This window comes from Kosakonia beeri, from assembly GCF_054165705.1.
Window position 1 is genome coordinate 3,761,432 of sequence record NZ_CM135106.1, and the last position, 12,860, is coordinate 3,774,291.

12 protein-coding genes are annotated in these 12,860 nt (G+C 51.1%); 8 read left to right on the top strand and 4 right to left on the bottom strand.

Features of this window, described 5'->3' with window-relative positions:
* Positions 1 to 54: 54 nt before the first annotated feature.
* The 3 genes from clpP to bolA form a co-directional block, all read right to left on the bottom strand.
* Positions 55 to 678: an ATP-dependent Clp endopeptidase proteolytic subunit ClpP gene (clpP, locus tag ACUY4S_RS17820; protein WP_017458886.1), complete on the bottom strand. Its 624-nt coding sequence runs from the start codon at positions 676 to 678 to the stop codon at positions 55 to 57.
* A 284-nt stretch (positions 679 to 962) separates the two neighbouring features.
* Positions 963 to 2,261, bottom strand: coding sequence for a trigger factor (tig, locus tag ACUY4S_RS17825; protein ID WP_312689011.1), 1,299 nt, complete (start codon positions 2,259 to 2,261; stop codon positions 963 to 965).
* 350 nt (positions 2,262 to 2,611) lie between these two features.
* Complete coding sequence (bolA, locus tag ACUY4S_RS17830) at positions 2,612 to 2,929, bottom strand: transcriptional regulator BolA (protein WP_312689009.1); 318 nt, start codon at positions 2,927 to 2,929, stop codon at positions 2,612 to 2,614.
* A 303-nt stretch (positions 2,930 to 3,232) separates the two neighbouring features.
* On the opposite strand from bolA, the gene ACUY4S_RS17835 reads away from it, so the two are divergent.
* The 8 genes from ACUY4S_RS17835 (at position 3,233) to ACUY4S_RS17870 (ending at position 12,225) form a co-directional block, all read left to right on the top strand.
* Entirely contained in the window at positions 3,233 to 3,811 is a 579-nt protein-coding gene (locus ACUY4S_RS17835) for a lipoprotein (protein WP_312689007.1), read from the top strand.
* A gap of 39 nt (positions 3,812 to 3,850) precedes the next feature.
* On the top strand, positions 3,851 to 5,326 hold the full coding sequence (gene ampG / locus ACUY4S_RS17840) for a muropeptide MFS transporter AmpG (protein WP_312689006.1): 1,476 nt from the start codon (positions 3,851 to 3,853) through the stop codon (positions 5,324 to 5,326).
* Positions 5,327 to 5,929: 603 nt separating this feature from the next.
* Positions 5,930 to 6,877, top strand: a complete 948-nt coding sequence (gene cyoA / locus ACUY4S_RS17845) for a cytochrome o ubiquinol oxidase subunit II (RefSeq protein ID WP_312689005.1) — start codon at positions 5,930 to 5,932, stop codon at positions 6,875 to 6,877.
* A gap of 19 nt (positions 6,878 to 6,896) precedes the next feature.
* Complete coding sequence (gene cyoB, locus ACUY4S_RS17850; protein WP_312689004.1) at positions 6,897 to 8,888, top strand: cytochrome o ubiquinol oxidase subunit I; 1,992 nt, start codon at positions 6,897 to 6,899, stop codon at positions 8,886 to 8,888.
* Positions 8,878 to 9,492 carry a cytochrome o ubiquinol oxidase subunit III gene (locus ACUY4S_RS17855; protein ID WP_312689003.1) on the top strand — a complete coding sequence of 205 codons (615 nt, stop codon included), beginning with the start codon at positions 8,878 to 8,880 and terminating at the stop codon, positions 9,490 to 9,492. The genes cyoB and ACUY4S_RS17855 overlap by 11 nt, the downstream gene beginning before the upstream one ends.
* Positions 9,492 to 9,818 carry a cytochrome o ubiquinol oxidase subunit IV gene (locus tag ACUY4S_RS17860; RefSeq protein ID WP_312689001.1) on the top strand — a complete coding sequence of 109 codons (327 nt, stop codon included), beginning with the start codon at positions 9,492 to 9,494 and terminating at the stop codon, positions 9,816 to 9,818. Before ACUY4S_RS17855 ends, ACUY4S_RS17860 begins: the two co-directional genes overlap by 1 nt.
* A gap of 11 nt (positions 9,819 to 9,829) precedes the next feature.
* Positions 9,830 to 10,717: a heme o synthase gene (cyoE, locus tag ACUY4S_RS17865; protein ID WP_263097803.1), complete on the top strand. Its 888-nt coding sequence runs from the start codon at positions 9,830 to 9,832 to the stop codon at positions 10,715 to 10,717.
* Between the two features lie 146 nt (positions 10,718 to 10,863).
* Positions 10,864 to 12,225: an MFS transporter gene (locus ACUY4S_RS17870; RefSeq protein WP_312688996.1), complete on the top strand. Its 1,362-nt coding sequence runs from the start codon at positions 10,864 to 10,866 to the stop codon at positions 12,223 to 12,225.
* Between the two features lie 36 nt (positions 12,226 to 12,261).
* Here the strand turns inward: ACUY4S_RS17870 and ACUY4S_RS17875 are convergent, their stop codons facing one another.
* Positions 12,262 to 12,753 carry a YajQ family cyclic di-GMP-binding protein gene (locus ACUY4S_RS17875; RefSeq protein WP_312688995.1) on the bottom strand — a complete coding sequence of 164 codons (492 nt, stop codon included), beginning with the start codon at positions 12,751 to 12,753 and terminating at the stop codon, positions 12,262 to 12,264.
* Positions 12,754 to 12,860 lie beyond the last annotated feature (107 nt).

Below are 12,860 nucleotides of genomic sequence, written 5' to 3' on the forward strand. Positions count from 1 at the left end.
TCAGGCATGATGCCGCTTTTACTGAATAGTATAGCGACACATGCGTACTGAGCATTAGTTACGATGGGTTAAAATTGAATCAACCAGCCCGTACTCTACTGCTTCTTGCGCGGCAAGGAAGCGGTCACGTTCTGTATCACGTTCAATTTGTTCTAAAGATTGACCCGTATGATGCGCCATAAGTTCATTCATGCGCCCTTTCACTTTCAGGATTTCACGGGCGTGGATCTCAATATCCGTCGCCTGCCCCTGATAGCCGCCCAGCGGCTGATGGATCATCACGCGTGAATTCGGCAGGCAGAAACGCTTGCCTTTTGCGCCCGCCGTCAGCAGGAACGCCCCCATAGAAGCGGCCTGACCCATACAAATGGTACTGACGTCCGGCTTAATAAATTGCATGGTGTCGTAAATGGACATACCGGCAGTAATCACCCCACCAGGGGAATTAATGTACAGATAAATGTCTTTTTCCGGGTTTTCAGCTTCCAGAAACAACATCTGCGCAACAATCAGATTCGCCATATGATCCTCGACCTGACCGGTCAGGAAAATGACGCGTTCCTTAAGAAGACGGGAGTAGATATCGAAAGAGCGCTCACCGCGCGAAGTCTGCTCAATAACCATAGGCACCAGGGCCATATGGGGTGCAAAGTTATCTCGTTCGCCGCTGTATGACATTTCCGTCTCCTGGATAAAAAAATAAACAAACCTGCTGTACTGATTGTACTTGAGTGAGCGAGGTCTGACTATGACCCCTCACGGACGGATTATCAGCCAGAGTCTTTACTGTCACTATTCCCTTAGTGGGGATGACATTACCTGTTTTCAAGCATAACAATCTTTTGCTGTTACGCTAACACTGAAACGCTCTTTTAGCACACATCTGATAATGGCGATGCGATAAAAAAAGCCCGTCACCAGCGGGTGACGGGCTTATAGCTTTTAGCTATCGCAGAAGTCGATTAAGCCTGCTGGTTCATCAGTTCATTAAAGGAAGTGGCTTTCTCAGTCACTTTCGCTTTTTCCAGAACCGCTTCAACCGCTTGTTCTTCCAGTGCGACGTTACGCATATTGTCCATCAGCTCTTTGTTTTTGCTGTAGAACTCGATAACTTCAGCCGGATCTTCGTAAGCAGAAGCCATCTCTTCGATCAGGCCTTTAACGCGCGCTTCGTCAGCTTTCAGCTCGTTGGTACGGATCACTTCGCCCAGCAGCAGACCAACAACGACACGGCGTTTTGCCTGCTCTTCGAATAGTTCACGCGGCAGTTCCAGCGCTTGTTTCTCGTTGCCACCAAAACGCTGAGCAGCCTGGCGACGCAGCACGTCGATTTCGCTGTCGATCAGGGCCGCAGGGATCTCGATTTCGTTCGCTTTCACCAGACCGTCGATTGCCTGAGACTTAACGCGGTTACGCACGGCGCCTTTCAGTTCGCGTTCCATGTTTTTACGCACTTCAGCACGCAGGCCAGCAACTGAACCATCTTCTACGCCGAAACGTTTGATGAAGTCTTCGGTCAGTTCCGGCAGTTCACGCTCTTCAACTTTCTTCAGATTGATGGCGAACTTCGCTGCTTTACCTTTCAGGTTTTCAGCGTGGTACTCTTCCGGGAAGGTCACGTCGATGGTGAACTCTTCGCCAGCTTTGTGACCTTTGATACCGTCTTCAAAGCCCGGGATCATACGACCCTGCCCCATTGCCAGTACGAAATCAGTCGCTTTGCCGCCTTCAAACTCTTCGCCGTCAACAGAACCGTTGAAGTCGATGGTCACACGATCTTCTGCGTCAGCTGCGCCATCTTTATCTTTCCAGGTCGCCTGTTGTTTGCGCAGGGTTTCCAGCATGGTGTCAACGTCAGCATCGGTAACTTCTACAACCGGTTTTTCAACTTCGATGGTGTCCAGCGCTTTCAGTTCAACTTCCGGATACACTTCAAACTCAACGGAGTAAGTGAAGTCTTCACCCAGTTTGTATTCGCCCGGAACATAGTTCGGTGCGCCAGCCGGATTGATTTTTTCCTGAATGATCGCGTCGATGAAGTTACGGCTCATCAGGTCGCCCAGTACGTCCTGGCGAACAGAAGCGCCATAACGTTGAGCAACGACAGTCATCGGTACTTTGCCCTTACGGAAGCCGTCAATGCGAACTTTCTTCGCTACGTTGACCAGCTCGCTCTTCACAGCGGTCTCGATGCTGTCAGCAGCGATTGTAATCGTTACGCGGCGCCCAAGGCCCTGAGTGGTTTCAACTGAAACTTGCATCTTGTTACCTCAAAAAATCACAGTGCTCGGTCAACTCTACTCTGCGAAGCAAACCTTTTCGCTTTGCAGAACCGGAATGTTCTCTCAAATCAGATATACATTCCCTGTCGTCAGAATCATCCCGGAGACATTCCGAAAAATAAGACGCAGCATTATAGCGGCATCACAGATATGAGTCGAGAACGGGAATGCCGCAATGCTGCGCCATTTTTCACACTTCTGAAGCAATTTCGCCCAAAAAACTGCGTTTCTCGCTCAAAATTCAGACAAAACAAAACGGCCCGCAGGCCGTTTTTACATAATCTGCATGCAACATACTGGAAAAGTTCAGCCTGTTGCAACCTGGTTTTCTAGGCAATGCTCCCGGCACCGCGACAAGGTGGCGAAGCAAAAATGGTATCCTGCAACCCTTCCCACTCTTTCGTCGTGTAGGTATGCAGCGCAAGCGCATGTACCGTTGAAGACAGCTCCGCTGTCAACGTACCGTAAATCATGCGATGACGATTAAGGAAACGCTCGCCGGTAAAACGATCGCTGACCAGGACCACTTTGAAATGACTTTCAGAACCGGCCGGAACATTGTGACGATAGCTCTCATCAACAACCTCCAGGAACAGGGGTTCAAATTCAGCTTTAAGCTTCTCTTCAATTTGTTCACGCATCATCATGATATACACCTCCGACAACGCTGAGATGACAGCCATCTCTTTAAATGTTAGCCGCTTTTACCGTCTCCATAACAAGAAAACAACAAAAAATTAGCGTTCGTCTGATTTTCCCCGTCAAGCGCATGATCTCTACTGAAAGCGCTAGTGGTTTTGCCTTGCTTTCGCGGCAAAGGTCGCTACTGCGCTGAAAAAAAGGACAAGACGATGAATTTACATGCGTTGAGGCCTTCCTCTTGACGGCGGCAATGTTATGATGGCGAGAATTTTTCCCATAAAAGCTTACGATCTCTTGAGAGCATGAACATGTTAAAAAAACTTCTCTTCCCGTTGGTCGCATTATTTATGCTGGCAGGGTGCGCTACCCCGCCATCCACCATCGATGTTTCTCCTAAAATTACGCTGCCACAGCAGGATCCGAGCCTGATGGGTGTGACCGTCAGCATTAACGGCGCCGACCAGCGTCAGGATCAGGCGCTGGCCAAAGTGACCCGTGAAAACCAGCTGGTGACGTTAACCGCTTCCCGCGATCTGCGTTTCCTGTTGCAGGAAGTGCTGGAGAAACAGATGACAGCACGCGGTTATATGATTGGGCCGAACGGCGCAGTCAATCTGCAGATCATCGTTAATCAGCTGTATGCGGACGTGTCTCAGGGCAACGTACGTTACAACATCGCCACCAAGGCCGATATCGCCATCATTGCAACTGCTGCAAATGGCAATAAGATGACCAAAAACTACCGTGCCAGCTATAACGTTGAAGGCGCGTTCCAGGCCTCTAACGATAAAATTGCCAAGGCGGTTAATAGCGTGTTGACCGATACCATCGCGGATATGTCTCAGGACACCAGTATTCACGACTTCATCAAGCAAAACGCCCGTTAATCTTTTCTGGCCCGGGGTTTCCGGGCCAGTCTCTTACTCATGTCCAGTCACTACTTACGCATTTTTACGCAACCCAAATCAGCCATATTGCTGATACTGGGCTTCGCATCCGGTTTACCGCTTGCCTTAACCAGCGGCACGCTGCAAGCATGGATGACCGTCGAGAATATCGATTTAAAAACCATCGGCTTCTTCTCGTTGGTCGGTCAGGCTTACGTGTTTAAATTTTTGTGGTCACCGTTGATGGATCGCTATACCCCGCCGCTGCTCGGGCGTCGCCGGGGCTGGCTGCTACTGACCCAGCTTCTGTTGTTAGTCGCCATTTGCGGAATGGGTTTTCTTGATCCAGCCAACCACCTGCGCTGGATGGCGGCGCTGGCAGTGGTCATTGCCTTCTGCTCAGCCTCACAGGACATTGTCTTTGATGCGTGGAAAACTGATGTGCTGCCGCTTGAAGAGCGTGGCGCAGGCGCGGCGATAAGTGTCCTGGGATATCGGCTTGGGATGCTGGTTTCCGGTGGCCTGGCGCTGTGGCTCGCAGATCGTTTCCTTGGCTGGCAGGGCATGTACTGGTTAATGGCCGCGCTGCTGGTTCCTTGCATCATCGCCACCCTGCTTGCGCCGGAACCGGATGAGGTTATTCCGGTGCCCAAATCGCTTGAGCGTGCAGTCGTCGAACCGCTGCGTGATTTCTTTGGCCGCAACAATGCCTGGCTGATCCTGTTGCTGATTGTCCTTTATAAGCTGGGTGATGCCTTCGCCATGAGTCTTACCACGACGTTCCTGATCCGTGGTGTGGGTTTCGACGCTGGCGAAGTGGGCGTAGTGAACAAAACCCTGGGGCTTATTGCTACCATTGTCGGCGCGCTGTTTGGCGGCGTATTAATGCAGCGGCTCTCATTGTTCCGCGCATTGTTGATTTTTGGCGTATTGCAGGCCATTTCCAACGCGGGATACTGGCTGCTGTCGGTCACGGCGAAAGAGATCACCACCATGGGCGCCGCCGTGTTTTTTGAAAACCTTTGCGGCGGTATGGGAACTGCAGCGTTCGTCGCATTATTGATGTCGCTGTGCAATAAATCATTTTCTGCCACGCAGTTTGCTCTGCTGTCGGCGTTGTCTGCCGTTGGGCGAGTCTATGTGGGGCCGATTGCAGGCTGGTTCGTGGAGACATACAACTGGCCAACGTTCTATCTCTTTTCGATTGCAGCGGCGATTCCAGGCTTAGTGTTGTTGATTGTCTGCAAAAAGACACTGGCCTTTACACAACAAACCGAGCGCTTTATGCCACGTACCGAATACACGGCGGCCTACCGCATAGCATTGCGCATACTTGCAGTTGGCTGTCTGTTGCTGGGTGGCTGGCTGGTCGGGGTGATCATTAACGCTACTGGCCTCGCAAACTGGCAGCATGCAACGCTGTTGCTGGAATGGGGAGCGGCACTGGCTATCACGGGGATTGTCTTTGGCGGCGTGTTGGATTTGCTGGCGCTGCGCAAAACACAGCTGCTTTAACGAAGGCGCCGATGTGCGCCTTTTTTATCTCTTCGTCATTGGTTTTATATTTGGTTAAATAATGCGCGATATATTTTCCAGACAGCCGAAAAAATCACTGTCGGATATTTCGTTGTAAAATCAACGTCAAGGATAACAACGGGTAAAAACAATTCACTACCGTTATTATTACGGCGATTTAATGTCTGAAGTCATAATTACGTTTTAATGCGTTTTAATGAATTTTTCTTAATTATTTTGTGCGCTATAAATTAAAGTCTATTCTTTAACGATTCAGCACTGAAATTAATTTTTTGGTTTCAGATTGGTTCCAATAATGTGCGGTAATTGCTGAATATATGTTAATTGAATGTTTATTTAATTGATTGGTTATACCAATTTACCCTCAACGCTGATCATAACGTAAGCTTTTCGTTATAATCGCAACTTCTGGCTGTGCGAATGCCCGATTTTACAGATTGTTGCATTCCGTGTGACATAAACGGCAGAACCCAGTAACACCTTACTGACACAGAGCCAAGTATGTTTACAGTAACGTAACCTTTCCGTAAAATGCCCGCACACTTTAAGCGCCACCAGATCCCGTGGAATTGAGGTCGTTAAATGAGACTCAGGAAATACAATAAAAGTTTGGGATGGTTGTCATTAATCGCCGGTACTGTATTACTCAGTGGCTGCGATTCTGCACTTCTTGACCCCAAAGGACAGATTGGACTGGAGCAACGTTCGTTGATACTGACGGCTTTTGGCCTGATGTTGATCGTCGTGATTCCCGCCATTTTGATGGCCGTTGGTTTCGCCTGGAAGTACCGTGCGAGCAATAAAGATGCGAAGTATAGCCCTAACTGGTCACACTCCAATAAAGTGGAAGCTGTGGTCTGGACAGTGCCGATTCTGATCATCCTGTTCCTCGCGGTATTGACCTGGAAGACCACCCACTCGCTCGAGCCGAGCAAACCACTGGCACATGACGAACACCCAATTACGATTGAAGTGGTCGCTATGGACTGGAAATGGTTCTTCATCTATCCGGAACAGGGCATTGCCACCGTCAATGAGATCGCCTTCCCGGCGAACACACCGGTGGAATTCAAAGTGACCTCGAACTCCGTGATGAACTCGTTCTTTATCCCGCGTCTGGGTAGCCAGATCTACGCGATGGCGGGTATGCAGACCAAACTGCATCTCATCGCCAACGAAGCCGGTACTTATGATGGCATCTCCGCCAGCTACAGTGGCCCTGGCTTCTCCGGAATGAAGTTTAAAGCCATTGCTACGCCTGACCGCGCCGCATTTGACCAGTGGGTCGCTAAAGCGAAACAATCTTCAAACACCCTGTCAGACATGACTGCGTACGAGAAGCTTGCTGCGCCGAGCGAATACAACAAGGTTGAATACTTCTCCAGCGTGAAACCCGATTTGTTCAAAGACGTTATCAACAAATTTATGGGCCACGGCAAGAGCATGGACATGACCCAGCCTGAAGGCGAGCATAGCGCGCACGAAGGTATGGAAGGCATGGACATGAGCCACGCGGAAAGCTCTCACTAAGGGGCCGAGGAAGAAAACGATGTTCGGAAAACTTACACTGGATTCAGTGCCGTACCATGAACCCATTATCATGGTTACGATCGCTGCGATTATCGTCGGTGGTTTGGCGGTAGTCGGCCTGATCTCTTACTTCGGTAAGTGGTCCTGGCTGTGGAAAGAATGGTTGACCTCCGTTGACCATAAACGTCTTGGTATTATGTACGTCCTCGTGGCGGTCGTAATGCTGCTGCGCGGCTTTGCCGATGCAGTCATGATGCGTAGCCAGCAGGCGCTGGCCTCTGCAGGTGAAGCGGGCTTCCTGCCGCCTCACCACTATGATCAGATCTTCACCGCCCACGGCGTGATCATGATCTTCTTCGTGGCAATGCCATTCGTTATCGGTCTGATGAACCTGGTGGTTCCGTTACAGATCGGTGCGCGAGACGTTGCATTCCCGTTCCTGAACAACCTGAGCTTCTGGTTCACGGTTGTCGGTGTGATTCTGGTTAACATCTCTCTGGGCGTGGGTGAATTCGCACAGACAGGTTGGCTGGCTTACCCGCCGCTATCGGGAATTGAATACAGCCCTGGTGTCGGGGTCGATTATTGGATCTGGAGTCTCCAGCTGTCCGGTATTGGTACGACGCTGACCGGTATCAACTTCTTCGTAACCATTCTGAAGATGCGTGCGCCGGGCATGACAATGTTCAAAATGCCGGTCTTTACCTGGGCATCTTTGTGCGCCAACGTGCTGATCATCGCATCGTTCCCAATTCTGACGGTGACCATCGCCTTGTTGACCCTGGATCGTTATCTGGGTACCCATTTCTTTACCAATGATATGGGTGGCAACATGATGATGTACATCAACCTGATTTGGGCATGGGGCCACCCGGAAGTGTACATTCTGGTGCTGCCGGTGTTCGGGGTATTCTCTGAAATTACCGCCACCTTCTCGCGTAAACGCCTGTTTGGCTACACCTCGCTGGTATGGGCGACCGTCTGTATTACCGTACTGTCGTTTATCGTTTGGCTGCACCACTTCTTCACCATGGGTGCCGGTGCGAACGTTAACGCCTTCTTCGGTATTACCACGATGATTATCGCCATCCCGACCGGGGTGAAGATCTTCAACTGGCTGTTCACCATGTACCAGGGCCGTATCGTTTTCCACTCTTCCATGCTGTGGACTATCGGCTTTATCGTCACCTTCTCCGTAGGTGGGATGACCGGTGTGCTGCTGGCTGTACCAGGCGCAGACTTTGTTCTGCATAACAGCCTGTTCCTGATTGCGCACTTCCATAACGTTATCATCGGCGGCGTGGTGTTCGGTTGCTTCGCAGGTCTGACTTACTGGTGGCCGAAAGCCTTTGGCTACACCCTGAATGAAACCTGGGGTAAACGCGCATTCTGGTTCTGGATCATCGGTTTCTTCGTGGCATTTATGCCGCTGTACGTGCTGGGCTTTATGGGCATGACCCGTCGTCTGAGCCAGCAGATTGATCCGCAGTTCCACGCCATGCTGATGGTGGCCGCGGTTGGCGCAGCGCTGATTGCTATTGGTATCCTGTGCTTGCTGATTCAGATTGCCGTTTCTATTCGCGACCGCGAGAAGAACCGCGACCTGACCGGTGACCCGTGGGGTGGCCGTACGCTGGAGTGGGCAACCTCCTCTCCTCCGCCGTTCTACAACTTTGCCCATGTTCCGCACATTCATGAGCGCGATGCATTCTGGGAAATGAAAGAGAAAGGCGAAGCGTACAAACAGCCTGCGCACTATGAAGAAATTCATATGCCGAAAAATAGCGGTGCTGGCATTGTCATCGCTGCCTTTGCAACGGTATTCGGTTTCGCCATGATCTGGCACATCTGGTGGATGGCGATCGCCAGCTTCGCAGGTATCGTCATTAGCTGGATTGTGAAGAGCTTCGATGAGGACGTGGATTACTACGTACCGGTTGCAGAAATCGAGAAACTGGAAAACCAGCATTTCGATGAGATCACTAAAGCAGGGCTGAAAAATGGCAACTGATACTCTGACCAACGCGCACGCCCACGCGCACGAACATGGGCATCATGATGCAGGGCCGAATAAAGTCTTCGGTTTCTGGATCTACCTGATGAGCGACTGCATTCTGTTCTGCTGTCTGTTCGCGACCTATGCCGTTCTGGTGAACGGCACTGCGGGCGGCCCGACAGGTAAGGACATCTTTGAGCTGCCGTTCGTTCTGGTCGAAACAGCGCTGCTGTTGTTCAGCTCCATCACCTACGGCATGGCGGCTATCGCCATGCACAACAACAACAAAAGCCAGGTTGTCTCCTGGCTGGCGTTGACCTGGTTGTTTGGTGCGGGCTTTATCGGGATGGAAATCTATGAATTCCATCACTTGATTGCCGAAGGTATGGGTCCGGATCGCAGCGGCTTCCTTTCAGCGTTCTTTGCGCTGGTGGGCACCCACGGTCTGCACGTGACGTCTGGCCTGATCTGGATGGCGGTACTGATGTTCCAGGTATCCCGTCGCGGCCTGACCAGCACTAACCGTACCCGCATCATGTGCCTGAGCCTGTTCTGGCACTTCCTGGACGTGGTATGGATTTGCGTGTTCTCTGTAGTCTATCTGATGGGGGCGATGTAATGAGTCATTCTAACGATCATGGCGCTTCCCATGGCAGCGTAAAAACCTACATGACAGGGTTTATCCTGTCGATCATCCTGACGGTGATCCCGTTCTGGATGGTGATGAACGGTTCTGCTTCTAAGTCGGTCATTCTGGGGACGATCCTGGTGACTGCCGTAGTTCAGATTCTGGTGCATCTGGTTTGCTTCCTGCACATGAACACCAAGTCTGATGAAGGCTGGAACCTGACCGCCTTTATCTTTACCGTGATTATCATCGCTATCCTGGTAGTGGGTTCAATCTGGATTATGTGGAACCTGAACTACAACATGATGGTTCACTAAGAGCGGCGAGTATGTTTAAGCAATACCTGCAAGTAACGAAACCGGGCATTATTTTTGGCAATCTGATCTCCGTGATCGGGGGGTTCTTGCTGGCTTCCAAAGGCCACATTGATTATCCCCTGTTCGTCTACACGCTGATTGGCGTGTCGTTGGTGGTCGCCTCGGGTTGTGTATTTAACAACTACATCGATCGGGACATCGATAAAAAGATGGAACGGACGAAAAACCGTGTGCTGGTCAGAGGGCTGATCTCGCCGAACGTGTCGCTGGTGTACGCCGCCTTGTTGGGTATTGCTGGCTTTATGCTGCTGTGGTTTGGCGCCAATCCCCTGGCCTGCTGGCTGGGGGTGATGGGATTCGTGGTTTATGTGGGTGTTTACAGCCTGTATATGAAACGTCATTCCGTCTACGGCACGCTGATTGGTTCGCTCTCCGGCGCTGCGCCGCCGGTGATTGGCTACTGCGCTGTCACCAACGAGTTCGACAGCGGTGCGCTGATCCTGCTGGCTATTTTCAGCCTGTGGCAGATGCCGCACTCCTACGCCATTGCGATTTTCCGCTTTAAGGATTATCAGGCAGCGAACATTCCGGTACTGCCGGTGGTGAAAGGCATTTCAGTTGCCAAGAACCATATCACACTCTATATCCTCGCATTTGCTATCGCCACACTGATGCTCTCGCTGGGCGGCTATGCCGGTTATAAATACCTGGTGGTTGCCGCAGCAGTCAGTCTCTGGTGGTTAGGCATGGCATTACGTGGTTATAAAGTGGCGGATGACAAGGTGTGGGCGCGCAAACTGTTCGTCTTCTCCATTGTTGCCATCACTTCGCTTAGCGTGATGATGTCCGTGGATTTCATGGTGCCTGATTCACACAGTCTGCTGACTTACGTCTGGTGATCCCATTCTGTTTATAAAGGGTGCTTCGGCACCCTTTTTTCTTTCTGCCACCCCGCTTCTCAGGGGTAATATTTGTTAATTAAGCTGTTATTTACCCCGCCCTGCCCCCGCACTACACTATGTCCGGTTTTCAATTTGAGGTGGTAATGAACGATTATAAAATGACACCAGGCGAGTTGCGCGCCACCTGGGGTTTAGGGACTGTATTCTCATTGCGCATGCTTGGCATGTTTATGGTCCTGCCCGTTCTGACCACGTATGGTATGGCGCTACAAGGTGCCAGTGAGGCACTGATTGGCCTGGCAATTGGCATTTATGGGCTTGCGCAGGCAGTCTTTCAAATTCCTTTCGGCCTGCTTTCCGATCGTATTGGGCGCAAGCCATTGATCGTCGGTGGGTTGGCGATTTTTGTTGCTGGTAGCGTCATTGCCGCGCTTTCTGATTCGATTTGGGGAATTATCCTTGGCCGGGCGCTACAAGGATCAGGTGCGATTGCCGCCGCCGTCATGGCGCTGCTCTCCGATCTCACCCGTGAGCAGAACCGTACCAAAGCGATGGCTTTTATTGGCGTCAGCTTCGGTGTGACCTTTGCCATTGCCATGGTGCTGGGACCGGTGATCACCCACCAGCTCGGCCTGCATGCCTTGTTCTGGATGATTGCCGGGTTAGCAACGGTGGGTATCGCATTAACGCTGTGGATAGTGCCGGACAGCAAACACCACGTGCGTAATCGTGAATCGGGTATGGTGAAAGACTGTTTCCAGATGGTTATGGTCAACCCTAAACTTCTGAAGCTCAACTTTGGCATTATGTGCCTGCATATTTTGCTGATGTCGACCTTTGTTGCTCTGCCTGGCCAGCTCGAAGCCGCCGGTTTTCTGGCGCCGGAGCACTGGAAAATTTATCTGGTGACGATGCTGATTTCCTTCGTGTCAGTCGTGCCATTTATCATTTACGCCGAAGTCAAACGTCGGATGAAACGCGTGTTTCTGTTCTGCGTAGCGGTGCTGCTGATTGCCGAAATCGTGCTGTGGGGCGCAGGTCCGCACTTCTGGGAACTGGTGACGGGCGTACAACTCTTCTTTCTCGCCTTTAACTTGATGGAAGCGCTGTTGCCGTCGTTAATCAGCAAAGAAGCGCCAGCTGGCTACAAAGGCACAGCAATGGGTATTTACTCTACCAGCCAGTTTATTGGCGTGGCCATTGGCGGGGCGCTTGGCGGCTGGGTAGATGGGCTTTTTGATTCACAAACGGTGTTTCTGGCAGGTGCGCTGCTGGCGGTAATTTGGTTGCTGGTTGCCAGTACTATGCAGGAACCACCGTATGTCAGTAGCTTGCGTATAGCTATTCCGGAAGGGCTCCCTGTCGATGAGGCACTGCGGCAGCGTTTACTGGCCAAAGAAGGCGTCAGCGAAGTGTTGGTCGTAGCTGAAGAGCGTAGCGCTTACGTCAAAATCGACAGCAAAGTGACTAACCGTTTTGAAGTCGAGCAGGTGGTTGCAGGTTAAAAGAGCGCCTCTCCCTGATGGGAGAGGCCTTTGACATCAGTCGCGGAAGTTTTTGAACTGGAACGGCTGCCCAAGATTGCCGCCACGCACCAGTGCCATCACCGACTGCAGATCATCCCGTGATTTGCCGGTAACGCGGATCTCTTCTCCCTGGATCTGCGCCTGAACTTTCAACTTACTGTCTTTGATCAGTTTAATGATTTTCTTCGCCGTCGGCGCATCAATACCCTGTTTCAGCTTCGCTTCAACAAACCACGTTTTGCCGCTATGGACGAACTCTTCCGGAACATCCAGCGACGCGCCTTCAATACCACGTTTCAGCAATTTGGCGCGCAGGATATCCAGCAGCTGGTTGACCTGAAAATCTGACTCGCTCAGAACCTTGATAGTCTGTTTTTCTTCGTTCAGCTCAAATGTGGCCTCAACGTTACGAAAATCGAAGCGAGTGGCCACTTCACGGGTCGCATTCTCCACCCCGTTCTGGACTTCACGCATTTCAACTTCGGAAACAATATCGAAAGATGGCATCTTTTCTTCTCCCTCTGTATTTGTTGCGTTGCATAATACCCGCAACGATGCATAACTCAACTTGTAATACTGGAAGCTTAGCTGACAGCGCTATAATGGTTGGAGTA

Coding starts and splice junctions, on each gene's coding strand:
- clpP (WP_017458886.1), bottom strand. CDS start 678: ATGTCATACAGCGGCGAACGAGATAACTTTGCACCCCATATGGCCCTG.
- tig (WP_312689011.1), bottom strand. CDS start 2,261: ATGCAAGTTTCAGTTGAAACCACTCAGGGCCTTGGGCGCCGCGTAACG.
- bolA (WP_312689009.1), bottom strand. CDS start 2,929: ATGATGATGCGTGAACAAATTGAAGAGAAGCTTAAAGCTGAATTTGAA.
- ACUY4S_RS17835 (WP_312689007.1), top strand. CDS start 3,233: ATGTTAAAAAAACTTCTCTTCCCGTTGGTCGCATTATTTATGCTGGCA.
- ampG (WP_312689006.1), top strand. CDS start 3,851: ATGTCCAGTCACTACTTACGCATTTTTACGCAACCCAAATCAGCCATA.
- cyoA (WP_312689005.1), top strand. CDS start 5,930: ATGAGACTCAGGAAATACAATAAAAGTTTGGGATGGTTGTCATTAATC.
- cyoB (WP_312689004.1), top strand. CDS start 6,897: ATGTTCGGAAAACTTACACTGGATTCAGTGCCGTACCATGAACCCATT.
- ACUY4S_RS17855 (WP_312689003.1), top strand. CDS start 8,878: ATGGCAACTGATACTCTGACCAACGCGCACGCCCACGCGCACGAACAT.
- ACUY4S_RS17860 (WP_312689001.1), top strand. CDS start 9,492: ATGAGTCATTCTAACGATCATGGCGCTTCCCATGGCAGCGTAAAAACC.
- cyoE (WP_263097803.1), top strand. CDS start 9,830: ATGTTTAAGCAATACCTGCAAGTAACGAAACCGGGCATTATTTTTGGC.
- ACUY4S_RS17870 (WP_312688996.1), top strand. CDS start 10,864: ATGAACGATTATAAAATGACACCAGGCGAGTTGCGCGCCACCTGGGGT.
- ACUY4S_RS17875 (WP_312688995.1), bottom strand. CDS start 12,753: ATGCCATCTTTCGATATTGTTTCCGAAGTTGAAATGCGTGAAGTCCAG.